Origin of the sequence: Idiomarina sp. Sol25, from assembly GCF_033052775.1 — a bacterium.
Lineage (GTDB): Bacteria > Pseudomonadota > Gammaproteobacteria > Enterobacterales > Alteromonadaceae > Idiomarina.
The window spans coordinates 156,026-177,548 of record NZ_JAUPEW010000005.1 but is presented as its reverse complement, the minus strand read 5'-3'; the positions used below and the strand labels follow the sequence as shown (position 1 = coordinate 177,548).

24 protein-coding genes are annotated in these 21,523 nt (G+C 48.9%); 10 read left to right on the top strand and 14 right to left on the bottom strand.

The window, feature by feature from the left end; all coding sequences use genetic code 11:
* Positions 1-40: 40 nt before the first annotated feature.
* From gpsA to Q5L94_RS09310, 3 genes are read right to left on the bottom strand one after another with little or no spacing between them, the layout of a single operon-like run.
* Positions 41-1,042 carry an NAD(P)H-dependent glycerol-3-phosphate dehydrogenase gene (gene gpsA, locus Q5L94_RS09320; RefSeq protein WP_317498167.1) on the bottom strand — a complete coding sequence of 334 codons (1,002 nt, stop codon included), beginning with the start codon at positions 1,040-1,042 and terminating at the stop codon, positions 41-43.
* 12 nt (positions 1,043-1,054) lie between these two features.
* Entirely contained in the window at positions 1,055-1,558 is a 504-nt protein-coding gene (secB, locus tag Q5L94_RS09315; RefSeq protein WP_317498166.1) for a protein-export chaperone SecB, read from the bottom strand.
* A 42-nt stretch (positions 1,559-1,600) separates the two neighbouring features.
* On the bottom strand, positions 1,601-2,032 hold the full coding sequence (locus Q5L94_RS09310) for a rhodanese-like domain-containing protein (protein ID WP_110013027.1): 432 nt from the start codon (positions 2,030-2,032) through the stop codon (positions 1,601-1,603).
* Positions 2,033-2,197: 165 nt separating this feature from the next.
* On the opposite strand from Q5L94_RS09310, the gene gpmI reads away from it, so the two are divergent.
* From gpmI to Q5L94_RS09295, 3 genes are read left to right on the top strand one after another with little or no spacing between them, the layout of a single operon-like run.
* Positions 2,198-3,733 (top strand): 2,3-bisphosphoglycerate-independent phosphoglycerate mutase, encoded by a 1,536-nt coding sequence (gene gpmI / locus Q5L94_RS09305; protein WP_317498165.1) that lies wholly within the window; start codon positions 2,198-2,200, stop codon positions 3,731-3,733.
* 3 nt (positions 3,734-3,736) lie between these two features.
* Positions 3,737-4,882: a murein hydrolase activator EnvC family protein gene (locus Q5L94_RS09300; RefSeq protein WP_317498164.1), complete on the top strand. Its 1,146-nt coding sequence runs from the start codon at positions 3,737-3,739 to the stop codon at positions 4,880-4,882.
* A complete protein-coding gene (locus Q5L94_RS09295) occupies positions 4,882-5,637 on the top strand; it encodes a divergent polysaccharide deacetylase family protein (protein ID WP_317498163.1) in 756 nt (251 codons plus the stop codon). The genes Q5L94_RS09300 and Q5L94_RS09295 overlap by 1 nt, the downstream gene beginning before the upstream one ends.
* Here Q5L94_RS09295 and Q5L94_RS09290 read toward each other — a convergent pair.
* The 5 genes from Q5L94_RS09290 to ftsY form a co-directional block, all read right to left on the bottom strand.
* The gene (locus Q5L94_RS09290) at positions 5,594-5,851 is read right to left on the bottom strand and encodes a YkgJ family cysteine cluster protein (RefSeq protein WP_317498162.1); all 258 of its coding nucleotides are present in this window, start codon (positions 5,849-5,851) and stop codon (positions 5,594-5,596) included. The genes Q5L94_RS09295 and Q5L94_RS09290 overlap by 44 nt on opposite strands.
* Positions 5,852-6,712, bottom strand: a complete 861-nt coding sequence (gene rpoH, locus Q5L94_RS09285; protein WP_317498161.1) for an RNA polymerase sigma factor RpoH — start codon at positions 6,710-6,712, stop codon at positions 5,852-5,854. It lies immediately after the preceding gene.
* Positions 6,713-6,857: 145 nt separating this feature from the next.
* Positions 6,858-7,847 (bottom strand): permease-like cell division protein FtsX, encoded by a 990-nt coding sequence (gene ftsX, locus Q5L94_RS09280; RefSeq protein WP_317498160.1) that lies wholly within the window; start codon positions 7,845-7,847, stop codon positions 6,858-6,860.
* Positions 7,844-8,521: a cell division ATP-binding protein FtsE gene (gene ftsE, locus Q5L94_RS09275; protein ID WP_011233490.1), complete on the bottom strand. Its 678-nt coding sequence runs from the start codon at positions 8,519-8,521 to the stop codon at positions 7,844-7,846. The genes ftsX and ftsE overlap by 4 nt, the downstream gene beginning before the upstream one ends.
* Before the next feature lie 2 nt (positions 8,522-8,523).
* Positions 8,524-9,855: a signal recognition particle-docking protein FtsY gene (gene ftsY / locus Q5L94_RS09270; RefSeq protein WP_317498159.1), complete on the bottom strand. Its 1,332-nt coding sequence runs from the start codon at positions 9,853-9,855 to the stop codon at positions 8,524-8,526.
* A gap of 103 nt (positions 9,856-9,958) precedes the next feature.
* Here ftsY and rsmD point away from each other — a divergent pair, with 103 nt between their 5' ends.
* Together rsmD and Q5L94_RS09260 are read left to right on the top strand one after the other, a co-directional pair.
* The gene (gene rsmD, locus Q5L94_RS09265; protein ID WP_317498158.1) at positions 9,959-10,540 is read left to right on the top strand and encodes a 16S rRNA (guanine(966)-N(2))-methyltransferase RsmD; all 582 of its coding nucleotides are present in this window, start codon (positions 9,959-9,961) and stop codon (positions 10,538-10,540) included.
* Positions 10,537-10,839, top strand: a complete 303-nt coding sequence (locus Q5L94_RS09260; protein ID WP_034818953.1) for a membrane protein — start codon at positions 10,537-10,539, stop codon at positions 10,837-10,839. Before rsmD ends, Q5L94_RS09260 begins: the two co-directional genes overlap by 4 nt.
* Here Q5L94_RS09260 and Q5L94_RS09255 read toward each other — a convergent pair.
* Positions 10,787-11,395 carry a YjaG family protein gene (locus Q5L94_RS09255; protein WP_034818955.1) on the bottom strand — a complete coding sequence of 203 codons (609 nt, stop codon included), beginning with the start codon at positions 11,393-11,395 and terminating at the stop codon, positions 10,787-10,789. The genes Q5L94_RS09260 and Q5L94_RS09255 overlap by 53 nt on opposite strands.
* 62 nt (positions 11,396-11,457) lie before the next feature.
* On the opposite strand from Q5L94_RS09255, the gene Q5L94_RS09250 reads away from it, so the two are divergent.
* The gene (locus Q5L94_RS09250; protein WP_317498157.1) at positions 11,458-12,417 is read left to right on the top strand and encodes a threonine/serine dehydratase; all 960 of its coding nucleotides are present in this window, start codon (positions 11,458-11,460) and stop codon (positions 12,415-12,417) included.
* Positions 12,418-12,435: 18 nt separating this feature from the next.
* Here Q5L94_RS09250 and Q5L94_RS09245 read toward each other — a convergent pair whose 3' ends face one another.
* From Q5L94_RS09245 to Q5L94_RS09230, 4 genes are all read right to left on the bottom strand, one after another.
* On the bottom strand, positions 12,436-12,867 hold the full coding sequence (locus tag Q5L94_RS09245) for a VOC family protein (RefSeq protein ID WP_317498156.1): 432 nt from the start codon (positions 12,865-12,867) through the stop codon (positions 12,436-12,438).
* Between the two features lie 29 nt (positions 12,868-12,896).
* Positions 12,897-13,127, bottom strand: coding sequence for a hypothetical protein (locus Q5L94_RS09240; RefSeq protein ID WP_317498155.1), 231 nt, complete (start codon positions 13,125-13,127; stop codon positions 12,897-12,899).
* A gap of 214 nt (positions 13,128-13,341) precedes the next feature.
* Positions 13,342-14,514, bottom strand: a complete 1,173-nt coding sequence (locus tag Q5L94_RS09235; RefSeq protein WP_317498154.1) for a cystathionine gamma-synthase — start codon at positions 14,512-14,514, stop codon at positions 13,342-13,344.
* 29 nt (positions 14,515-14,543) lie between these two features.
* Positions 14,544-15,509, bottom strand: a complete 966-nt coding sequence (locus tag Q5L94_RS09230; protein WP_317498153.1) for a cysteine synthase family protein — start codon at positions 15,507-15,509, stop codon at positions 14,544-14,546.
* A 128-nt stretch (positions 15,510-15,637) separates the two neighbouring features.
* Here Q5L94_RS09230 and ltaE point away from each other — a divergent pair, with 128 nt between their 5' ends.
* Positions 15,638-16,660, top strand: a complete 1,023-nt coding sequence (ltaE, locus tag Q5L94_RS09225) for a low-specificity L-threonine aldolase (protein ID WP_317498152.1) — start codon at positions 15,638-15,640, stop codon at positions 16,658-16,660.
* Positions 16,661-16,757: 97 nt separating this feature from the next.
* Here the strand turns inward: ltaE and Q5L94_RS09220 are convergent, their stop codons facing one another.
* Positions 16,758-18,302 (bottom strand): YifB family Mg chelatase-like AAA ATPase, encoded by a 1,545-nt coding sequence (locus tag Q5L94_RS09220; protein WP_317498151.1) that lies wholly within the window; start codon positions 18,300-18,302, stop codon positions 16,758-16,760.
* Between the two features lie 78 nt (positions 18,303-18,380).
* Here Q5L94_RS09220 and Q5L94_RS09215 point away from each other — a divergent pair, with 78 nt between their 5' ends.
* Genes Q5L94_RS09215 through Q5L94_RS09205 form a run of 3 tightly spaced genes read left to right on the top strand, consistent with a single transcriptional unit; the run spans position 18,381 to position 21,511 of the window.
* Positions 18,381-18,863 (top strand): hypothetical protein, encoded by a 483-nt coding sequence (locus Q5L94_RS09215; RefSeq protein WP_317498150.1) that lies wholly within the window; start codon positions 18,381-18,383, stop codon positions 18,861-18,863.
* 49 nt (positions 18,864-18,912) lie between these two features.
* Positions 18,913-20,994 (top strand): protein-disulfide reductase DsbD family protein, encoded by a 2,082-nt coding sequence (locus Q5L94_RS09210; RefSeq protein WP_317498149.1) that lies wholly within the window; start codon positions 18,913-18,915, stop codon positions 20,992-20,994.
* Positions 20,987-21,511 (top strand): protein disulfide oxidoreductase, encoded by a 525-nt coding sequence (locus Q5L94_RS09205; RefSeq protein WP_317498148.1) that lies wholly within the window; start codon positions 20,987-20,989, stop codon positions 21,509-21,511. The genes Q5L94_RS09210 and Q5L94_RS09205 overlap by 8 nt, the downstream gene beginning before the upstream one ends.
* The last annotated feature ends 12 nt before the right edge of the window (positions 21,512-21,523 follow it).

Genomic DNA, 21,523 nt, shown 5'->3' with positions numbered 1-21,523 from the left:
GTGCGTAAATAAAGGCGTAAAACAGATCACTGTAAACAGATCACTCTGTTTTACGCTCACGGCTTAATAAGTCGATGGCGGCCTGTTGCGGTTCTTTGTCTTCATAGAGGACCGCATATATCTGCTCACAGATGGGCATTTCCACTTCGTTGCGTGCGGCTAAAGCAACCACTTCACGGGTATTACGGTAGCCTTCGACCGACTGCCCGATACTCTTCAGTGCTTCATCTACCCCTTTACCCTGACCTAAAGCCATGCCAAAACGCCGATTACGCGACTGATTGTCGGTGCAGGTCAGAATTAAATCGCCCAAACCTGCCATACCGGTAAAGGTTTCGCTTTTTGCGCCTAACTTCAGACCTAGCCGGGTAAGTTCAGCCAACCCACGGGTAATAAGTGCCGTGCGGGCGTTAGCACCAAAGCCAATACCGTCGGCCATACCAGCACCAATAGCTATGACATTTTTAACCACGCCACCCAACTGCACACCTATAAAGTCGTTGTTGGTATAAACCCGGAAAGAGCGGTCACAATGCAGAAGCCCGGAAAGCTCTTCGACAAAGGCCTGATCAGTTGACGACATAGAAATGGCAGTAGGTAACCCTTTGGCCATTTCAATAGCGAAAGTAGGACCAGATAACACCGCTAGCGGATGCTCGTCGCCCAGAGTTTCTTCTGCGACTTCGTACAAAAGGCGCCCACTGTCCGGCTCTAACCCTTTGGTTGCCCAGGCAACGCGGGCATGCTCCGCTAACAAAGGTTTTGCCTGCTTCAGCATAGATGAGAACGAATGGCTGGGAACCACCACCACCACGTTTTTCACGTCTTTAAGGGCCTCGCCTAAGTCGGCAGTAACCTTTAATGATTCGGGAAACGGGCACGCCGGCAGGTACTCTTCGTTTTCATGAGCCGTTTGCATAACGGCAACTTTATCGGCATCCCGCCCCCACAAGGTAGTAGAAATGCCTTTACGGGCAAAACAAATAGCAAGGGCGGTCCCGTAAGAGCCCGCCCCTAATACTGTCACCTGAGGTGTCTGCATTATTGTATCTGCTTACGCGTCTGCAGTTTGCTGACCCTGAGCCTGTTCAGCTTGCTGTTGCATGTGACGCTGGAAAATCGCATCAAAGTTAACAGGAGCCAGGTTCAACTGTGGGAAAGTCGCACGGTTAACAAGGTTTGAAACGCACTCACGAGCGTAAGGGAACAAAATGTTCGGGCAGAAAGAACCCAGCATATGCGCCAGTTGGCCTTCCTGAACTTCTTCACCAATAGTGAAAATACCCGCCTGATGTACTTCACAAAGGAAAGCAACGTCGTCTTCAACTTTGTTGGTTGCCGTCAGAGTCAGTACCACTTCGTAAACACCGTCTTCAATTTTTTCGTGTTTAACGTTCAGGTCTAATTTAAGGTCAGGCTTCCATTCTTTACGGAAAATAGCCGGAGAGCTTGGAGTTTCAAAAGAAATGTCTTTAGCGTAGATACGCTGGATAGCGAATTGTACTTGCTGCTGTTGGTTTTCAGCTGCGGCGCCGTTTGCTTGCTGTTCTTCAGCCATGATTTTACTTCCTATTCTTTTTTAAGTATTAGACGAATTTTATTATTTTTTCTGCGAAACCGGCAATTTGGCACTGCGCCATGTGTTCATACCACCTTGCAGCACAGCAACTTGAGTAAACCCTTCAGCCGTTAGCTGGCTAACTGCCGATTTTGCCGTCATTCCTGTTGCACAGACTATCACAATGGGGGCTTCTTTAAACTTTTCAATAGAGGAAAGTTCTTTTTGTTTAATTTTTTCCATCGGTAATGACACCGATCCGTGAATGTGCCCTTTCTTAAATTCATCCGGACTACGAATATCAACAAAAACGCCATCGCCGCGGTTTACCCATACCGTGGCCTCTTGCGGTTCTAAGTTTTTTGTCGGTGACATAGCCGAGCGAATCGAGGTCACAATCAGTGCGACTAGCAGCACAACCCAGATACCACTCATCATCGGGTTGCTTTTGACAAATTCCATTATTTCTTGCATAAGACCTACCAGTATTCGTCGGTAACAGAAAAGAGTTGCGGGTCAAGAGTATACCTGTACAAATCGCAGTTTCCAGAAAAATCTTGGGTGGATGCGTAAGCTCTGGAAATCGAGTAGAATGTTGACTAATTTCATCAGTGAAAACACCGAGCAATGAGGCCCATTATGACTCCTACGATTAAACCTTTGGTATTGTTGATTCTGGACGGCTGGGGTTATCGTGAAGATGCCCCCGATAATGCAATAGCCAAAGCGAATACTCCGGTTATGGACCGTTTATGGGAAAAGTACCCGCATTGTCTGGTAGACGGCTCCGGCGATGCGGTGGGTTTACCGGATGGCCAGATGGGCAACTCCGAGGTGGGTCACGTTAATTTAGGCGCCGGCCGCATCGTTTATCAGGACTTTACCCGCATTAGCAAGGCCATTTCTGATCGCAGTTTTTACAATAACTCTGTACTTTGCGACGCCCTGAAAAAAGCTAAAGCTGCTAAAGGCGCAGTCCATATTATGGGCTTACTCTCTGCCGGTGGTGTTCACAGCCATGAAGACCACCTTATTGCTATGATTGAAATGGCGGTGGAAGAAGGCGCAGAAGACGTTTACCTTCATGCTTTCCTGGATGGCCGTGACACACCACCAAAATCGGCACTGACTTCCATTGAACGTTTTGAAGCTTTATTTGCACGCTTGGGCAAAGGTCGTTTTGCTACCTTAAGTGGCCGCTTCTATGCCATGGACAGAGACAAGCGCTGGGAGCGTATTGAGCAGTCATACAAAGCCGTTTATCACGGCCATTCCGGCGTTACGTCGGCTAATGCTACCGATGCATTAAATAACGCCTATGAGCGCGGTGAAACCGATGAATTTGTCACACCGGTCGTTATTGGCCAGCCTGCTCCAATTGCTAATGGCGATTCAGTGTTCTTTATGAATTTCCGTGCTGACCGCGCCCGTGAAATGACTCAAGCCTTCATCGATAATGACTTTGGTGGTTTTGACCGCGGGCCACGCGCTGACATCAGCGAATTCGTTATGCTGACCCAATATGCCGATACCCTGGAAGCCCCCAGCGCCTTCCCACCCGAGCCTTTGAATAATGTTTTGGGTGAATGGCTGGCTAAGCATGATAAAACTCAGCTGCGCATTTCCGAGACAGAAAAATACGCACACGTTACTTTCTTTTTCAGCGGCGGACGCGAGCAGGAATTTGAAGGCGAAAAGCGTGTTCTTATTCCTTCACCTAAAGTTAAAACCTACGATTTACAACCAGAAATGAGCTCAGAACAACTGACCGATGAATTGGTTGCAGCCATTGAGTCTCAGGCCTTTGACGTAGTGATTTGCAACTACCCGAACGGTGACATGGTTGGTCATACTGGTAATTTTGATGCTGCCGTTAAAGCTTGTGAAGCCGTTGACCACAGTGTCGGACGAGTGGTTTCGGCATTAGAAGCCGTTGGTGGTGAATGTCTGATAACGGCGGACCATGGCAACGCAGAGCAAATGAGTGATGCCACTACCGGGCAGGCGCATACCGCTCATACTAACGAACTTGTACCTTTCATTTATGTGGGCCGGCCGGCTAAAGCGCAAAATGGACGTTTATCTGACGTTGCCCCAACCATACTGCACTTAATTGGCATGGAGCAACCAGACGAAATGACCGGTACTTCGTTAATGACTTTAGAGCAGGATTAACTTATGCCAATAAGGCTGTTTTGGGCAATGGCGCTGGGGCTGGTTGTTATCAGCCCCGGTTTAGCGCAGGACTATAGCGAAGACGATAAAGCCTCAACTCAAGCCGAAATTGCAGCTGTTAAAAAGGAACTCGCTAAGCGTTTGCAGGCTATAGAAGAGCGAAGCAGCGCACTAAATTCAACTGAACGGCAACTGCGTGATCTGGAAATAGAAACCTCTGAGATAGCCGGTTCTTTACGTCAGACCGAAACCCAACTTAAAGAAATTAACACAGAAATAGCTGACTCAGAACAACGCCGCGAAGAGCTTAAGCAAAAACAAAAACAGCAGATGACACAACTGGAAGATCAACTGGTTTCCGCTTATATGAACGGTAATCACGACTTTCTGAAAATGCTGTTAAATCAACAAGACCCTGGCGAATTTGAAAGAATGCTGAGCTACTACCAATACATGAATGCCGCCCGAGTCGAAGAAATTGAGGTTATTCGGCGCACTCAGGAAGAAATTGCCACACTGACAGAGCAGCTTAAACAACAACAAAACCAGCTAGCCAGCTTACAGGAAGAACAGGAAAAGCAACGAGCACAGCTGGAACAGCAGCAACACCGACAAGAAGAGAAGTTAGCAGAGCTGCAACAACAGCAACGTAAAGACCGGTCCCGGGTGAATCAGCTGGAGCAAAGCCGGGAGCAATTAGAGCAGGTATTAAGTGCCATTGAAACCGCCCTGGCCCAGCAAAAGGACGTTCGCCTGGTTGGTCTGCAAGCAGTCAAGAATCAACTTCGCTGGCCAAGTGACGGAGACGTGAAGCGTGTATTCGGACAACGCCGCGAAGGCCCGGTTAACTGGAAAGGTGTACTCATTGAAGGACAAAACGGGCAATCCGTTCGTTCTATTGCCAACGGGCGTGTGGTATATGCAGACTGGCTGCGAGGCTTTGGTTTAGTCATCGTTATTGACCACGGTGAAAGTTATATGAGCTTGTATGGTCACAACCAGACATTAACAAAAGCGGTTGGTGATAAAGTGCGTAAAGACGAAGAAATTGCACTGATGGGCCAGTCTGGCTCACGCAATAACGCGGCACTTTACTTTGAAATTCGCCATCAGGGGCGTCCACAAAATCCAAGTAACTGGATACGCTAATGTTAAGATGTGTGCTAGCTTTCGGTTTATTACTGAGTCTGGCGGCTCCAGTCTGCGCCGCTAAAATAGCCATTGTTATCGATGATATAGGCAATAATAAAAACGATTTAAAAGCAGCTCTGTTACCCGGCAATATCAGTTTCGCCGTGCTGCCCTATACCCCTTATGCCCGCGCTTTTGCTTTACGTGCTCATCATCAGAAAAAACAAATATTACTGCATATGCCAATGGAAGCCGTGGAAAATAACCGACCGGGTCCCGGAGTGGTTACCGCGGGTATGAACAATGTGCAGATCAAACTGCAACTGGTTGATGCTCTGGACTCAATACCTTACGTTGCTGGCGTGAATAATCATATGGGAAGCAAGTTGACCCAACTGCAAACGCCCATGCAGGCAGTGATGGAAACACTGGCAGCGCGCAAACTCTTTTTTATTGATAGTCGGACATCTGAGTTCAGCGTTGCAGAACAAATGGCGGGAGAATTTGGTGTACGGACATCACATAGACATGTGTTTCTAGATAATCAGGTTGATGAACCCTATTTACGGCAGCAATTTGAGCAACTGCTGAGTATAGCCAAACGTCAGGGACAAGCCATAGGCATTGGCCATCCGTATCCGGAAACCCTGAGCTTTCTGCAAAAGCAACTGCCACAATTAAAAGAGCAGGGTATTGAGTTGGTATTCGTATCTGAGTTAACCACTGTGGCTAACCGCAATGGGTATCTTCTTCCAGTGACGTCAGCAAAATAAGCGCCTCTTCGCGAGTTTCGCCACAGACATAGTCATCGGCAGAAAACTCGCCACACACTTTCGGCCGCTCTGGCTTCCCGAACAAACGACACAAATTATCGTCATCGAGTTGGACACAACGCACACCCGCAGGTTTGCCCTTAGGCATACCGGGGATAGGAGAACTAATTGAGGGGGCTATGCAGCAAGCACCGCAACCAATGCGGCACTTCATTTAACTCATTGCGACACGGAGTTTCTTCATCGCGTTTTGTTCAAGTTGGCGAACACGCTCTGCCGAAACTTCGTATTTTGCTGCCAGGTCATGCAGCGTTGTTTTGTCTTCCGTTAACCAACGAGACTGGACGATATCCTGACTGCGCTCGTCTAAGTGACTCATTGCACCCAGCAGTTTCTGCTGTGTGTGGCTCTCGTAATCTTCCGCTTCAATTTCTGCAGCTAAGTCGGAACGCTTGTCTTCCAGATACATCGCCGGAGAATAGGCACTGCCCTCTTTCGAGTCGTCGTCGTCTGAACTCAGTTCAAACGCCTGGTCGTGGGCACTCATGCGAGTTTCCATTTCCAGCACTTCTTTAGTACTGACACCCAGCTCGTTAGCTACCGTTTCAACTTCTTTCTGGCTAAACCAACCTAAACGCTTTTTCATTTTACGCAGGTTAAAGAACAACTTACGCTGTGCCTTAGTGGTTGCCACTTTAACAACGCGCCAGTTACGCAGCACGTATTCATGAATTTCTGCTTTTATCCAGTGAACAGCAAAAGACACCAGACGCACACCAACTGATGGATCAAAGCGTTTCACGGCCTTCATTAGACCAATATTGCCTTCCTGAATTAAATCGGCTTGCGGCAGACCATAACCCGAATAACTACGAGCTACGTGTACCACAAAGCGGAGATGCGACATGATGAGTTCTTTCGCTGCATCAAGGTCACTGTTCTCGTATAATCTTGTTGCCAACGCCTTTTCTTTTTCGGCGGTGAGCATAGGAATACGGTTGACTGACTGAATATAGCCGTCGAGTCCTGCCCCTTGGGGAACCGATAATGCCATAGTGTTTAATTCAGTGCTCATTTAACAACCTCTACTTAAAATACCGACTTAATTACTGCTTTTTCAGTCAGCTTTTAAGACCCTTTTTGAGTCTAAAAGTTCCATTATGATCATTGCAGATCAGGTAATTCAGTATAACTAAGCCTATGGCTTTCGCAACCCCATTTTATTCAGGTTCTATGCTTTGTATATGACGTCTTACAGCTAAGTAAGAACCTGCTAAACCTAATCCCACAGCGACCAACCATATAATCAACAGCTCGCCTAACGTCAGACCATTTAATTGGAAAGGCGTTTCGTAAAGTTCAGTTAAATCTACTACGGCACTCTCGACCCACCAGATCAGTAACGCGGTTGCTAACCAGGCAACCAGTCCGCCAATAATTCCGTACCAGACTCCGGTGTATAAAAAAGGACGCTGAATAAAAGCGTTAGTCGCGCCAACCAGTTTCATCACCATAATTTCGTCACGCTTGGACAGTATATTTAACCGAATCGTGTTCCCGACAATAAGCACCACCGACAAACACAACACCACGGCCAGCGCTCCGAGAATATCCTCAATTAAATTGAGAATTCCCTGCAGTCGGTTAAGCCATTCCAGGTCCATTTTCGCGTAAGCGACTTCACGCTGCTTTTCCAGCCGGTTGAGCAATTCCTCTGCCCGCTGCGGCGAACGATGCGACTCAGCCGGAATAACGACCAGCACATCCGGCAGCGGGTTTGACGAGAGGTAATCCAGTGTTTCACCAAAGCCTGACTCTTTCTGAAACTCTTCCAACCCCTGCTCTTTGGGAATAAGGCGCACTGACTCAACACCTTCAGAGAGTTCCGTTTGAGTTTTTAATGTGTCGACTTCAGATTGCTGCAGATCCTTCCTTAAAAACAAAGTAACTTCAGAGGCTTCCTGCCAGTTATCAGCAATACTGGTGGTATTTTTGACTAACACGTAAAGCGACGAAGGCAGCGTCAGACTCAGCCCCAGTACCGCCATAGTCATGAAAGAAGCAAAAGGGTTACGCCACAACTCGCCTAAACTGGCAATGGCCTGCTGGGCATGATGCACTGGAACCATAATAAGCCGACGCCACCAGGGTAAGCGGCCGCGATTGCTGGCACCTTTTTCAATGCTGCGGTTGCGGAACAATAAACTCATAGTTCACTGTCCTCCAGGCCATCGTTAATCATGCGCCCGTCTTTTAAGGTTAAAGTGCGGTAGCGTAAGCGCGCAATAAGGCCTAAATCGTGGGTGGCAATGAGGACAGCAACACCGACTTTATTAAATTCTTCAAACAGCCGGATAATTTCCATCGACAACTTAGGATCGAGGTTACCGGTGGGCTCATCGGCCAGTAGTAAAGGTGGTTTGGTAACAATAGCGCGGGCAATACCCACTCGTTGCTGCTCACCACCAGACAGCATTTTCGGATAATGTTTTACTTTGTCGGCTATACCCACTTTCTCAAGCGCAGCCACAACACGTTTGCGCGCTTCCTGAACGCTGTAACCTTCAATAATCAGCGGCAGCGCAACGTTATCAAACACCGTTTTATCCATCAGCAGGCGGTGATCCTGAAAAATCATGCCAATATCGCGACGCACATAAGGCACTTGCGAGGGCTTAATCTTTCGCAAATCGTGCCCATTAATCAGCACCCGGCCTGCGGTTGGTCTTTCCATTAAACTGATGAGTTTGAGCAAGGTACTTTTACCTGCGCCGGAGTGACCCGTTAAAAAAGCCATTTCACCGGGCTCTACGTGGAAGTCGACATGGCTTAGCGCCTGATGGCCTCCACGATAGGTTTTACTGACTTGCTCAAAGCGGATCATGATTAACTCGCTGTTGTCTGTTCTGATTCGTCTACGTTACGGTCAAATAGCGCCGCGATAAAGTCTTTTGCCACAAAAGGCCGTAAATCTTCTAAGCTTTCGCCCACACCAATATAGCGAATAGGTATGGCGAACTGGTCTGCGACCGCGAAAATCACCCCGCCTTTTGCGGTGCCGTCGAGCTTGGTCATCACAATACCCGAAACGCCCACAGCCTCGGTAAAGAGTTTTGCCTGACTAATAGCATTCTGTCCGGTACCAGCGTCAAGCGTCAGCATCACTTCGTGCGGTGCTTCCGGATCCAGCTTTTTCATTACCCGAACCAGCTTTTTCAGCTCTTCCATTAGGTTGGCTTTATTTTGCAGGCGTCCGGCGGTGTCCGCAATAAGCACATCAACGTCGCGTGCTTTGGCGGCCTGCAGCGCGTCATAAAGAACCGAGGCACTGTCGGCTCCGGTATGCTGAGCAATAACCGGAATGTCGTTACGCTCGCCCCAAACCTGCAGCTGTTCTACCGCCGCCGCACGGAAAGTATCACCGGCAGCCAGCATTACTGACTTACCTTCTGCTTTAAATTGCTTAGCCAGCTTACCAATAGTGGTGGTTTTACCCACACCGTTTACGCCGGTCATTAGAATCACATAAGGAGAATCAGATTCCGGTATTTCCAGGCGTTTGTCGACTGGCTTTAAAATCTCAGCTAATTGCTCTTGTAACAACTCATACAAAGCTTCCGCGTCTTTTAACTGCTTGCGGTCGGCTTGTTTTGTCAGGTTGTCGATAATTTTGGTAGTGGTCGCGACGCCCAAATCCGCCATGAGTAGCTGAGTTTCAAGTTCTTCAAACAGGTCGTCATCAATTTTCTTACCGCGGAATACGCCAATAAGACCTGAACCGATAGAACCGGAAGTTCTGCGTAAACCTTGGGTCAGACGTGCCCAGAAACCTTTCTTCTCACCCTTCTCTTTTGGTGCGACTTCGGTTGGTTCTGGCTTAGCTTCGGATTTAGTTTCTGATTCTGGCTCTGGTTCAACTATGGGCTCAGGCTCGCTAACCACTTCAGGCTGAGCTGCTTCTTTCGCTTCCGGAGCAGTTTTTGCCGCATGCGATTCAGCAGTAACTTGCGCACAATCGTCAACTGCACTGGGCAATTCTTCTCGTGTCTCAGTTCGTTCTGGTTCTGGCTGGTCCTGAGGCTGAGGCTTAGATTCAGGTTCAGCTTCTGATTCAGGCTCTTGCTGCTCCTGTTCTTCGACTACCGTCTCTTCTTTTTTCTCTTCGGCCTCGGGTGCTTTCTTATTACGCTTTTTCTTAAACAGCGAAAACATCGACATATTGGTTTCCTTGGAACTGACACGCAGGAATCGTTAAACTATAGGCTTTAGTTTACCATGCTGTTAACAAACTGACGACGGTCTGAATAAAGGAAGCCACAGAGTGAGACAAAAACGCCAGACAAGCGCCAGCGGCGACTATCGGATTATTGGCGGACAATGGCGCGGTCGTCGCCTTCCCGTTGCCGACAGCCCGGGTTTAAGACCCACCACGGACCGCGTACGCGAAACTCTGTTTAACTGGCTGCAGTGGGACATTACCGACGCCCGGGTGCTGGACTTATTTGCCGGCAGTGGCAGCTTAGGTTTCGAGGCTGCGTCGCGTGGAGCGGCTCAAGTGACCCTGATTGAGGCCGTAAAAACGGTAAGCCAGCAGTTACAGAACAATGTCAGCTTGTTAAGCAGTGAAAACATTGATGTTATTACTCATAACGCACTCGACTGGCTGCAAACTCAATCCGCTGAAGCATACGACATTGTTTTTATTGACCCGCCGTTTCGCGAAGGGCTGGCTGATAAAACGTTAAAACTACTGGATGAAAATAACTGGCTGACAGCCGACAATCGGGTGTATCTGGAAACAGAAAAAGAGTGGCCGCTTAAATTACCGGCAAACTGGCGCGTGACCAAAGAGAAAACTCACGGACAAGTTTGCTTTCGTTTACTGACTAAGGACATAGCATGAAAGTTATTATTATTGCGGGTAAAGTGGTTTTTGCCGTTATCTGGCTGGGTCTTTTTGCTCTGCTTGCAGGGGCAAACGGCGAGCTCAGCACTCAGTCCATTGGTTTGCTGAGCTTGCTATTAGCCATTATGGTTATTACCCACTTACTGCTGCTTGGTATTTTTGTAGCCACCATGAAAGAGGTATTCCCCTGGCGCAAAGGCGACAGCTGGCAAATTCTGGCCTTTGGCATTTTCGCCTGGCTGTCTATTCTTCAGCGTCCAAAGCCAGACCAAGGTTCGACACCCCCTCGTCGTTAAGCATCATTTTTAACTGGCTTACCAAAGCTCTGTTTACCGCAGGCTGTTGTTCAAGAAAGTTGATCATGGCCTGCTGAATAGCCACTTCGTATTCCATTAGCTCATGTGTCTGAACGTGCTCTTTTAACTGCTCGGTGCCCACTTCTTCGGCGTCATTGAGTTCAATAAACTTCGCCACACTGGCTTGCGATATTTTTGCCACATCAAGAAAATTAGAGGCGTTATCGTCCAGCAGTCCCTGCAACAACGTACTCAACGCCGTGCAGGCATCCATTGCCGGGTAGACACCCAGCATATCGTGCCCGTATTCACTGGGCGTTTGTTCGTCCACTTTTTCCTGCCAGCGGGCAAAGTTAACCTTGGTTTTCTTCGGGTTCGCGACCCAGTCCCAGCAGGCATTTAGCGTGCCGTGCAAAGGTTTACTGTCGCCAAAGCCGGTTAACTGATGGAAGAAGTCGTAATTAGGAACCATGCGTTCGCACAAATATAACGCCATAACAATTTGCTGTTCACGCGGTAGTTCGCGTATGCGCTGAAAGGTATCGAGTTGACTCACGTTCCGGCTCCAGACAGTGTATGCTTATCACTGTGTCGTTTTATTCGTTAAGGGCTCGTATTATGCCGAAGTTATCGCTCCCCTGCCATGCCGATGTCGTACAAGCGCAGCAAAGAATTAATAGCTATACCGTCAAGACCCCTGTGCTGACAAACCCTGCGTTAAATCAGCAATTGGGCTGCGAATTATTTTTCAAATGCGAGAATTTGCAACGTACCGGGGCCTTTAAGTTCCGTGGTGCCACTAACGCGTTACTTAAACTTAGCCCGGAGCAGCGCCAGCAAGGGGTTATCACCGTATCTTCCGGCAACCATGGTGCGGCATTAGCCCATGCAGGTAAAGCTTTGGGTGTAAAAGTAAAAGTCGGCGTACCCACTAATGCTCCCGCAATAAAACGGCAAAACATTGAAGCCGGCGGTGCGGAAATTACCAACATAGAGCCGGGTATGGCAGCGCGTGAAGCCATTGTGGCTAAGTGGCAGAACGAAGGTGAAAGCCACTTTATACCGCCTTATGATCATGCCGACATTATTGCCGGTCAGGGCACAGCAACACTTGAGTTACTGGAGCAAACTGACGCACTGGATGCGGTAATAACGCCACTGGGTGGTGGTGGTTTGCTCTCAGGCGCCTGTCTTGCCTGCGACGATACCGAAATACAAGTGTTCGGCGCGGAGCCGGAATTAGCGAATGATGCCTTTTTATCGTTAAAAGCCGGAGAGCGGCAACCGGCGTTACCCGCGAAAAGCCTGTGCGATGGTTTACTGACTCAAATTGGTGAGTTGCCTTTTGCCATTATTCAGCAGCGTATCAGCGATATCTTAGTCTTGAAAGACGAAGACACCCTAAGCGCCATGAAGCTGATTTGGCATCATCTGAAAATTATTGTGGAACCGTCGTCTGCTATCGCTTTAGCTGCGGTTATACAAAATAAGGCGCTATTTGAGGGTAAACGAGTAGGCCTGGTGCTAAGTGGTGGTAACGTTGCAGCGCAGCCGGAAAATGTAAAGCTGCGCCAGTAGTCAAACCGCGTTCAAAACTTAGGTTGCGAAGATTTGACTGTCGTCGTTAAAGGTCTTAAATTCCAGCGCGTTACCGCAGTAATCGTAGAAGAACATGGTGCCCTGCTCGCCCGGCTTGCCTTTAAAGCGAATGTAGGGTTCTATGACAAATTCAATATTCGCGGCTTTCACACGTTCTGCCAACGCTTCCCAGTCGTCACGTAATAAGACTACACCAAAATGCGGAACGGGAACCGAATGACCATCAACGCCGCTGTGATTTTTTAAACCGGCAACATTGGGTGCAACGTGAGTCACAAACTGGTGACCAAAAAAGTTCCAGTCTATCCATTCGTCACTGCTGCGTCCCTGTGACAGCCCAAGCACATCGCCATAAAACGCACGGGCATTATCGAGTGAGCTGACAGGAATGGCTAAATGAAAGGGTCGTACATTGGTTGTGTCTGACATACTGCTAAATTGCCTTACTCTTTAGCCACTTAGTGGCTGAGCTTTGCCGTTATGTTTTGTGATGTGTTGGTTTGCGGCGAACGACGCCACATTCTGACACCAATAGCGAACACGAGAAGCGCCCAGTTTACCGGCGGAATGAAACCGGCGGTTAATACCGCTAACAAATTCCATAGCGGCTTTTTCTGATGCTGGCCCACTAAAGTATAAAACAATAGAGCGGCTACGAGTCCTTGCAGTACCATGAGGCTCAATAGCATAAGTCTTTCCTTTTCGTTATTTATGCAACGCTTTTGCGTTTTTATTTTTTGTTCTAAATCAGTTTTTACTCGCAAGTAATTACCGATAGATAAAGACTACTCAATTATGACTAAACTGTAAAACTTTGTATAAACCTATGAAATTAAAAGCAAAAAACCGGCTCAAAGGCCGGCTTTACATATTAAAAATTGAATTTTTAATCGTTAATAGCGATTAAAATGCATTAAGCGCGTTGTCTAAGTCGTTTTTCAGATCATCCAGATCTTCAATGCCAACCGACACCCGCACGAAATTATCCAGAATGCCTAACTTCTCACGATTCTCTTTTGGAACCGATGCGTGAGTCATAATAGCCGGGTGCTCAATCAGTGATTCAACGCCGCCCAAGCTTTCTGCCAGAGCAAACACTTCTACCGATTCCAGGAATTTGCGCGCCGCTTCTAAATCACCTTTCAGTAAAATAGAAACCATACCGCCGAAGCCCTGCATCTGCTTTTTAGCCAACTCGTGCTGGGGGTGGCTCTCAAGCCCTGGGTAAATGACTTTTTCAACTTTCGGATGTTGCTCAAGCCACTTGGCTAATTCCATTGCCGCTTCGTTGTGATGACGCATACGCAATGCCAACGTCTTCACGCCGCGCAATGCCAGGTATGAATCAAACGGACCGGCAATAGCACCTGCTGAGTTCTGTAAGAACAGCATGCGCTCGACCAGGTCGTCATTGTCGCCAACAACCGCAATACCGCCAACCATATCAGAGTGACCGTTGAGGTATTTGGTTGCCGAGTGCATAACCATGTCGGCGCCCATTTCCAGCGGACGCTGGTTAAACGGCGTGGCAAAAGTGTTGTCCACCACCACAATAATGTCCGGATTCTTTTTCTTAGCCAGTTTTACAATAGCTTCAATGTCGACCAGTTTCAGCATCGGGTTGCTTGGCGTTTCCACCCAGATCATGCGGGTGTTGTCCTGAATACTTGCTTCCACTGCGCTTAAATCAGCTAAGTCGACATAAGAGAATTTCAGGCCAGCAGAGCGTCCGCGCACTTTATCGAATAAGCGGAAGCTACCGCCGTATAAGTCATCCATAGCAACGATATGGTCGCCGCTGTCTAATAACTCCAAAATAGTCGAGGTTGCCGCCATACCAGACGCAAAAGCCAGACCTTGCTTGCCACCTTCTAAAGAAGCAACTGAACGCTCCCAGGCAAAACGCGTCGGGTTATGTGAGCGCGAATATTCAAAACCTTTGTGCTGACCCGGGCTTTCCTGTGCGTATGTTGAGCTGGTGAAAATTGGCGGCATAACCGCGCCTGTTACCGGCTCAGGAGACTGCCCGCCGTGAATGGCGCGCGTCGCGAATTTCATTGTTTTTTCATTTGCCATGATTCAGGTTCCTTAATTTACAACAAGTATTACAGCAGGTTTTGCTCACGCATCCAGTCGTCATTGAACAACTTGGACAGGTAACGGTTACCCGTATCACAAGCTAGCGTCACAACGCGTTTTGGCTCGGTTTGTTGTTGGCAATAACGCAGCGCCGCTGCAATTAAAGTACCGCTTGATGAACCCACCATAACGCCTTCTTTTTCCAGTACTTTACGCGCGGTTTGCATGCCCTCTTTATCAGAAATGGCAAACGCGGTATTGGCTAATTTGATGTCACAAATGGTCGGGATAAAATCTTCACCAATGCCTTCGGCCAACCAACTGCCCGCTTCCACTTCTTCGTTACGGTTAACCAGTGGTTCTAAAATAGAGCCTGCCGGATCAGCCAGCACTAAGTCGATATCGCTTTTTTGTTCGCGTAAATAACGGCCAACACCGGTTAAGGTTCCGCCAGAACCAACACCACAAACGAACGCATCAAGGTTACCTTCCATTTGCTCCCAAATTTCCGGACCAGTGGTTTTGTAATGAGCATCGACGTTTGCGGGGTTTTCAAATTGGTTTACATAGTAGTAACCGTTTTCTTCCGCCATGCGTGCTGCCATATCCTGATAATACTCAGGATGGCCTTTTTGTACGTCGGAGCGCGTCTGTACCACTTCGGCACCCATAGCGCGCAGGTTATTCACTTTTTCTTGACTCATTTTGTCAGGCATAACAATTTTCAGCGGGTAGCCTTTGCTTGACGCGACTAATGCCAGCCCCAGTCCGGTATTACCGGCCGTCGCTTCAATAATAGTATCGCCCGGCTTTAATTTGCCCTGCTTTTCGGCCTGCTCAACCATTTCCACCGCAATCCGGTCTTTGATAGAACCGCCGGGGTTCTGTAGTTCAAGTTTAAAATACAGCTCACACGGGCCGGTATCCATATTGGTGACTTTCACCATTGGCGTGTTACCAACCATTTCTATTACATTATTAAAAACTTTCATATTGGCTCGCTTTGTTGTCGAGTGTCTGGTTCAATATTACACCATTATCCCTTGCCTGAGCTCGCTAAACAACCTTGTGCTTAGAACCGGATGATAGTTGTTATAACTAACCCCAAAATGAGGCTGTTATGCTGGATTTACGCAGTGATACCGTAACCCTTCCCAGCGCTGCAATGCGTGCCGCCATTGCCGAAGCGACCGTTGGTGATGATGTTTATGGTGAAGACCCGTCAATTAACGCGCTGGAAAAGCGCGTGGCTGAATTGCTCGGTAAGGAAGATGCTTTGCTGTGCAGCTCCGGTACACAAAGTAACCTACTGGGGTTAATGAGCCACTGTCGCAACGGCGAAGAATACATTGTCGGTCAGGAGTATCACACTTACCGCTACGAAGCCGGCGGCGCTGCAGTTTTAGGCAGTATAGTGCCACAGACGGTAGAAGTGGAAGCGGACGGAACCTTATCGCTGGAGACTATAAAAAAGCGTATAAAACCCAACGACCCACACTTTCCTATCACCCGCTTGCTGGCCTTTGAAAATACCCACGGCGGGCAGTTAATAGACCAGGACTATTTTGATAAAGCCCGTATTCTGGCCGACCAGAATGGTTTGTCCATGCATTTAGACGGCGCCCGTTTACCCAACGCCGCTATTGCCAGCGGACGCAGCATGGCGGAACTTGCCGCGCCTTTCGACAGTGTGTCTTTGTGCTGTTCAAAAGGTCTGGGCGCACCTATTGGTTCACTGCTGGCCGGCTCGAAAGACTTGATCGCCCACGCGCGTCGTTGGCGCAAAATGGTGGGCGGCGGTATGCGTCAGGCCGGGTTTATTGCCGTAGCCATTGATTACGCGTTAACGCATCAGTTTGAGCGTATACAGCAAGATCACGACAACGCGAAATGGTTGTTTGAACAACTTTCTGAGTTGCTGGCAGGTACCGAAGCCAAAGTCCGCTATTCCGGTACCAACATGACCTTTGTCGAGCTATCAGACAGTTTACCGGCGGACAGCTTGCGGGAACTGATGGCAGAACACGACATTAAACTGCCCGGCGGCCAAAAGCTGCGGTTGGTGTGCCATCTGGATGTCAGCCGCGAACAGCTGGAGCGTTTTGTTGAGCTGTTTAAGCAGTGGCTCACTGACGTAGCCTGATGTTCACATCAGGTGCGGTGTTGGTCACATCACCATAAGGTTGTTATTTACGCGTGAGTTTTGGCGGGCAGATCGCACCTGATGCAATAGCATCAGGCTACAAACTTTGCACCTGATCAATTAGCCGATCCAGCGCACGATAATTCAATGCCTCCGCCAGATGCTGTTGTTCTATTTTTTTGCTGTCGGCTAAATCAGCAATGGTTCGGGCTAAACGCAGAGTCCGGTGATAAGCTCGGTGGGACAGCTTCATCTTTTCGGAGGCTTTTGCTAAAAATGCTTCCGTTTTGTCTGACAACTCGCATATTTGCTTCAGCGCCTTCGGCTTAACCTGACTGTTCAGACAGCCCTGTCGCTGTATTTGGCGCTGCCTGGTTTTCTCTACTAAGCTTTTTGCTTCTGCAGAAGTCATTTGGCTATTGCGTTTGGCTCCACCATTCAGACTCATTGATTCCGTTTCTCGTGGCACCATCACCTGGATGTCGATACGATCCAGCAAAGGACCTGAAAGCTTATTTAAATACTTGAGAATTTGGTCAGGTGTGGAACGGCAGTTAGCTAAGGAGCCATCGAATTGACCGCAAGGAGAAGGGTTCAGCGCGCAAACCAGCTGAAAGTTAGCCGGGAATTTGACGTTGTAGCCTGCTCGGCTAATCGTTATTTCACCGCTTCCGAGAGGTTCACGTAAGCAGTCCAATACATGTCGACTGAACTCGGGCATTTCATCTAAAAATAATAACCCATTGTTTGCTAAGGATATTTCTCCGGGCCGGACAGAATTACCCGCGCCCCCTCCGACCAACGCCGCAGCAGTACAAGTATGATGAGGAGATCGCAGTTCTCGCCGGGTCAGAGCCTCCGCATGATGATAGTCAAAAGACACCGACTTAACCGCGGCAATTTCCATAGCTTCCTGCTCGGTCAGTGGAGGTAATATGCCATTAAGCCGTTGCGCCAGCATGGTTTTGCCCGTGCCTGGTGGCCCGACGAACAACAAGTGGTGCTTACCTGCCGCAGATAACAACAATGCGCGCTTAGCTTGCTCCTGCCCTACAACATCGGCTAAATCACCATCATCGTTCGATGATTCCTTTGCCCAATTTATCGGCTTTGATTCCCTCAGCAGCTGGTGATCATGCAAATGTTCATAAACACTGACTAAGTCGGCCGCCAGCCAGCTCTTTTGTTCACGTACTAACCCGGCTTCCTGCTCGTTAGCAATAGGCACAAACGCCTGCCGCTTTTTATTACGACACGCTAGCAACGCTGGAATTAAACCATTTACTGCGCGTAACTCACCGGTCAGGGCGAGCTCACCATAAAACTCCGCTTGCTCCAGAATAGCATCCGGTATTTGCCCGGAAGCCGCTAATATCCCAACCGCTATGGCTAAATCGTAACGAGCCCCGGTTTTAGGAATATCAGCCGGCGCTAAATTGACGGTAATACGCGTGGCCGGTGGATACTCAAACCCCGCGTTCATCAAGGCGGTTTTGACCCGATCACGAGCCTCCTTAACTGTGGTTGCCGGCATGCCGACCATCGTAAACCCTGGCATTCCCCTTGCCAGATCCACTTCAACCCGAATTTCCGGCGCATGAATACCTATCAATGCCCGGGTATAAACTCGCGCTAACGCCATCTGTCTCTCCGTGACTAAACAACGGCGTAACTATAAGCCTCGGGAACATTCCTGTCTGTAAGCTAAACACTTCAAGCAATGACCGATATCATTACTTCTCTCACTTGCTTTTATACCCACTTCTGTCATCATCTTGCCTTAATTAAGAGTAAACCGAATAACCAAGGGTCACCAAAAGCCATGTTCCACCAACTGAATCAACAGTGTCGAAAAGGTCGGTATATAGCACCATTGCTATTGCTGGTTTTTGTGCTGTGTTGGGGACAGAACTTTGGCTGGCTGGAAAGCTGTCCTAAGCATCAGGGCGCACCGGCGGCTGAACAGCTTGTCGGAAGCCATGCAGACTTAGGTGCAAAACACGAAAGCGTCAAAGCCGACTGCGACAAAACAGCGCATTTATTGCAGCAGTTCCAGTCCGACATCACTTACGCGGCACTGTCTTTCTTTTTTCTTCTGACTTTGGCGCTGAAAACCGCTGTTAACAAGCAGTTAGCGCCTCCGCTATTTTTCTTTTCCTGTAAAAGGCGACCCCACGCCGTATTTTGTTGCTTTCTGGAGTAAGACTTCCAACGGATTTTCATCGTTGGAATACTAACTTCAGGAGTAATGTATGAATAAAATTTTACCGTTATGGCTCGTATCGCTTATTGCTGCGCTGCTGCTTTACAGCGCACAAAGCATAGCGGAAACACCGTCTACTGGCTGGCTCAGTCATGAAGATCACCCGCCGGTATCGATGAAGCTGGAACTTACCGGCCACTATGAGACTGAGCGGAACTTACTACCCGCCCTGCTACATGTTGAGCTGGATGAAGGCTGGAAAACCTACTGGCGTTCACCCGGCGAAGGCGGCATACCGCCAACCTTTGACTGGTCTGAGTCAGACAATATTGACGATATTGAATGGCACTGGCCGGTGCCTTCACGCTACAGCATTCAGGGTATAGATACCGTTGGGTATCAGGGGTCGTTGACCTTTCCGCTAATGATACAGCTAAGCCCGGATGCCAGGCAGGCGCACATTAGCGGTACGCTGACTATGTCGTCCTGTACCACCGTTTGTGTTTTAACGGACTACCCGATTGACTTGCAAGTTGCTCTGGACACCCTGACCGTCGACAGTGATCGCGCGTTTGCCTTTAATCAGGCCATGGGCAAAGTGCCCAGGGAATACGACAGCAATAACGTGAAGCAGGCTATTTGGTCCGACGCCAACCAACGCGTTCAACTGACCATAGAGCGTGACAACGGCTGGCAAGATCCTCAGCTGTTTATACACAGCAGCGACGACGCTCTGGCCGATGCAGAGTTTTCATCACCGGATATTCAGGTGGAAGGCAATACGCTCACGGCGAATATTGACGTTAGCCACTGGCTGGAGCTACCAGACCTTAGTGGCGCTGCACTCATCACTGCGGTCAGTGATGAAAAGTTTGCCGCTGAATATAACGTTCAGCTAACCGCAGGCACTATTGCAAATAACGCACCTCCGCTGTGGGCCATTTTACTTATGGCGTTAGCGGGTGGGCTTATTTTGAACATTATGCCCTGCGTGTTGCCGGTATTAGGCCTGAAAGTTCAAAGCCTTATGTTGTCTGGTGCACAACAGCCGAAGGTGGTGCGTAAGCAGTTTTTTGCGTCATCAATGGGTATTATCAGCTCGTTTCTCGTCATTGCCCTGGGGCTGATGGTGCTTCGCTGGTCAGGCGGTTCTGTCGGCTGGGGAATTCAGTTTCAAAACCCTTATTTCATTGCCGTACTGATTGCTATTACCTGGCTATTCGCATTGAACTTAATGGGCGCCTTTGAATTTAAATTGCCGTCCTCTTTAAGCGCCAGTGCTGCAGCCGCCGGCGATAACAGCTACAAAGGGCACTTCCTGCAAGGCATGCTGGCAACGGTTTTGGCTACACCTTGTACAGCGCCTTTCTTGGGTACCGCGGTGGCCTTTGCATTAGCTGCTGAATCATCAGTTATTCTGCTGATTTTTGCCGCTCTTGGGGTTGGTATGGCGTTCCCCTGGTTACTCATAGCCGTGTTCCCGAAAACCGCCAAGTTACTGCCCAAACCCGGTCGCTGGATGCAATGGGTGAAACACATTTTCGCCATTATGATGCTGGCAACCTCCGTCTGGCTGACGACCTTGCTGAAAAACTTTATCAGCAACGAGTTATTCCTGGCGCTAACGGTCGTTTTGTCTATTCTGACATTGATTATTATCGGTAAAGTGCATGGCCGCAAGGCGCTGTTTTTATCTATTGGCGGCTTTTTAGTATTAGCTGCCGTTGTCGGTATCACGTTAATTCTTACCGCTGATAGATGGGTCAACAAACTGCCGCAGGATCACCAATGGCAACCGTTAACGCAAGAGCGTGTTGATGAAGCCGTAGCCAACGGTGAAACCGTATTTGTCGATGTGACCGCGGACTGGTGTATCACCTGCCAGGCCAATAAAGTGGGCGTATTACTGCAAGACCCGGTATTCACTGCCTTGGGTCAGGAGCATGTCACCCGCCTACGTGGCGACTGGACCAAAGCCAACGAGAGCATTACCCAATACCTGAAAGCCAACAACACCTTTGGTGTGCCCTTTAACAAAGTTTATGGACCCGGTGCTCCGGACGGCATAACCCTGCCCGTAGTGCTCAGTAAAGACAAAGTCATGGACGCGCTGGAGGATGCCAGTGAGTAAGAGCAAAGCCAAAACGTCCTGGACAAAACGGCTTCGAACTGCAGCGCTTTATATTGTGCTGTTCTCAGCAGTGGCGTTCGTGGTCGATGCCTTTCGCAATAGTGACGTGCCGGAATCTGTTCCGGCCGAGCTTTCGTCATTAACAGACATAAACGGCGAACAATATAACTTACGCGAAATGAGTAAGGACGGCCCGGTCGTTTTGTACTTCTGGGCGACCTGGTGCCCGGTCTGTCCGGCGGTATCGCCTACGGTTGATTACGTTGGCAACCACTACCCGACAATCAGCGTGGCATTACGCTCCGGCGACAATGACAAGCTGACGCGCTATGCGCAGGCGAAAGGGTATGAGTTTCCTATTGTTAACGACAACCTCAACCGCGTCTCAAATGGCTGGCAGGTATCTGCTACGCCAACCATCATCATTATTGAAAACGGTGACATTGTGTCGGCGACAACCGGGGTCACAACACCTCCCGGTTTGTTTATTCGCCTTTGGTTTCACCAGTTTTTTTGAAGTAACTAATTT

Coding starts and splice junctions, on each gene's coding strand:
- gpsA (WP_317498167.1), bottom strand. CDS start 1,042: ATGCAGACACCTCAGGTGACAGTATTAGGGGCGGGCTCTTACGGGACC.
- secB (WP_317498166.1), bottom strand. CDS start 1,558: ATGGCTGAAGAACAGCAAGCAAACGGCGCCGCAGCTGAAAACCAACAG.
- Q5L94_RS09310 (WP_110013027.1), bottom strand. CDS start 2,032: ATGCAAGAAATAATGGAATTTGTCAAAAGCAACCCGATGATGAGTGGT.
- gpmI (WP_317498165.1), top strand. CDS start 2,198: ATGACTCCTACGATTAAACCTTTGGTATTGTTGATTCTGGACGGCTGG.
- Q5L94_RS09300 (WP_317498164.1), top strand. CDS start 3,737: ATGCCAATAAGGCTGTTTTGGGCAATGGCGCTGGGGCTGGTTGTTATC.
- Q5L94_RS09295 (WP_317498163.1), top strand. CDS start 4,882: ATGTTAAGATGTGTGCTAGCTTTCGGTTTATTACTGAGTCTGGCGGCT.
- Q5L94_RS09290 (WP_317498162.1), bottom strand. CDS start 5,851: ATGAAGTGCCGCATTGGTTGCGGTGCTTGCTGCATAGCCCCCTCAATT.
- rpoH (WP_317498161.1), bottom strand. CDS start 6,712: ATGAGCACTGAATTAAACACTATGGCATTATCGGTTCCCCAAGGGGCA.
- ftsX (WP_317498160.1), bottom strand. CDS start 7,847: ATGAGTTTATTGTTCCGCAACCGCAGCATTGAAAAAGGTGCCAGCAAT.
- ftsE (WP_011233490.1), bottom strand. CDS start 8,521: ATGATCCGCTTTGAGCAAGTCAGTAAAACCTATCGTGGAGGCCATCAG.
- ftsY (WP_317498159.1), bottom strand. CDS start 9,855: ATGTCGATGTTTTCGCTGTTTAAGAAAAAGCGTAATAAGAAAGCACCC.
- Q5L94_RS09260 (WP_034818953.1), top strand. CDS start 10,537: ATGAAAGTTATTATTATTGCGGGTAAAGTGGTTTTTGCCGTTATCTGG.
- Q5L94_RS09250 (WP_317498157.1), top strand. CDS start 11,458: ATGCCGAAGTTATCGCTCCCCTGCCATGCCGATGTCGTACAAGCGCAG.
- Q5L94_RS09245 (WP_317498156.1), bottom strand. CDS start 12,867: ATGTCAGACACAACCAATGTACGACCCTTTCATTTAGCCATTCCTGTC.
- Q5L94_RS09240 (WP_317498155.1), bottom strand. CDS start 13,127: ATGCTATTGAGCCTCATGGTACTGCAAGGACTCGTAGCCGCTCTATTG.
- Q5L94_RS09235 (WP_317498154.1), bottom strand. CDS start 14,514: ATGGCAAATGAAAAAACAATGAAATTCGCGACGCGCGCCATTCACGGC.
- Q5L94_RS09230 (WP_317498153.1), bottom strand. CDS start 15,509: ATGAAAGTTTTTAATAATGTAATAGAAATGGTTGGTAACACGCCAATG.
- ltaE (WP_317498152.1), top strand. CDS start 15,638: ATGCTGGATTTACGCAGTGATACCGTAACCCTTCCCAGCGCTGCAATG.
- Q5L94_RS09220 (WP_317498151.1), bottom strand. CDS start 18,302: ATGGCGTTAGCGCGAGTTTATACCCGGGCATTGATAGGTATTCATGCG.
- Q5L94_RS09215 (WP_317498150.1), top strand. CDS start 18,381: ATGACCGATATCATTACTTCTCTCACTTGCTTTTATACCCACTTCTGT.
- Q5L94_RS09210 (WP_317498149.1), top strand. CDS start 18,913: ATGAATAAAATTTTACCGTTATGGCTCGTATCGCTTATTGCTGCGCTG.